This is a genomic window from Bradyrhizobium sp. AUGA SZCCT0169 (assembly GCF_018130085.1).
Classification (GTDB): Bacteria; Pseudomonadota; Alphaproteobacteria; order Rhizobiales; family Xanthobacteraceae; genus Bradyrhizobium.
On record NZ_JAFCMC010000074.1, the window covers coordinates 1 to 1472 of the forward strand.

Consider the following 1472-nt stretch of genomic DNA (forward strand, 5'->3'; position numbering starts at 1 on the left):
GCCCTAGGGCATGCACACATGTCTGAGGCTCCATCCTGCGGCGGCGGCGTGGAAGTATTCGAGGCCGTGCTTCATGGTGATGGGACCTGGCGGCTTGGACGAGGGATAACCGTCCCAGCCGCCGAGCCGGCCGACGATCCAGGCGGCCCACGCGAGGCTATCGGGCGGATGCGGATTTCTGAGCCGTTTGCTTTGGGCTTCGAGATTGCGGTTGAAGGCGGCAAGGGTAGCGACTTCCTCGGCATCGAAGGCAACCTGAATGGGCTGGTGATCACGGCCATCGCGTGCCTGCACGAGTTGGAGGGTAATGATCGCCGCCTTGGCTGCGATCGCGACCAACTTGAGGAGCCGCTCGGCAGTCCCGACCTGGCTGTCTTCGAGCTTGAAGCCTTGCGTCTTGAGGATGCGGAAGAACTGCTCGATCAGCCACCGCCGCTTGTACCATTCGACGATGCGCCAAGCCTCTTCTGCCGTGGTCACCGGATGCGTCGTGAGCAGCCGCCAATGCAGCGGCTCAATGCCGGCCTGAGGCTCGACCTCACGCACATCGACCAGGGTCAGCGAGAGGCTTTTCGGCAAATGGCGCAGGAACCTGGTTTGCGGCCTGGCCAGCTTCACGGCGCCGAAGCGCAGATCGAGACGCGCGGCTCGCTCGGCCCGCTGTGCCCGCGCAGGCAGCACGATGGCCCGTTGTTCGATGATGGGCATGGCCTCGCTGGCTGCATACAGGCCGGAAGCATCCGCCAGCTTGCGATCGTGCATGCTGCGAGCAATGACGTGGAACTGCTCTTCCAGGGCGCTGGCATAGAGAGCGAAGATGTCGCTCTCGCGGTCGCCCAGCATGGTCACCATGGCGGCCTTGGCCAGCCGCGGCTTGGCCGCCAGCGCGGTCGAGATCCAGCGCTGCGATTCCTTGTCCGAGAGGGCGCGCTGATCGTGCGAGACGGTGCGGCGGCCCTTGCGGGTCCAAATCTCGCCGTGCAACAGGCCAAGGCAATTGCCGCTCTGCGCGTCTACCGCCAGCATCGGGTGCAGCAACACCCCGCGAGTGTTGCCGTGGCCAATCTCGCCGAGCCCGCGCCGGCGTTGTGCCGTCGTGGCAAAATTGATTTCGCTGGTATCCTGGATCGCCAGCACATGGCGGCCTTCGGCCGCGGTTACCGTGCCCTCGCTCCAGCTTTCGATCACCCGCGCGGTCGTCACCTTGGAATTGCCGAGAAAGCGGTTGAACCGCACCTCCTGCGCCCGAACCCCCTTCGCAAGCCGTCGCAGGCAGACATCCTTGCCCGCGACCATGCATTCGACGAGCGCCGCCCCCCTTTATCGAGACGACGATCCCCGAACCGACCCAATGACCAGTCAATTTCCGCCAGCATGTCGACACCTCTGCCAAAGCCGAAGTGTCACAATATGAATCACACAAAATGCCGATTCGGGAATCCCCGACATCAGATGTGTGCATGCCCTAGGGC

The 1472-nt window shown here is 63.9% G+C and carries 1 protein-coding gene; it reads right to left on the minus strand.

What is annotated here, in order from left to right:
• Nucleotides 1-3 precede the first annotated feature (3 nt).
• Complete coding sequence (locus tag JQ609_RS34850) at nucleotides 4-1296, minus strand: IS4 family transposase (protein ID WP_212215255.1); 1293 nt, start codon at nucleotides 1294-1296, stop codon at nucleotides 4-6.
• Nucleotides 1297-1472: the final 176 nt, after the last annotated feature.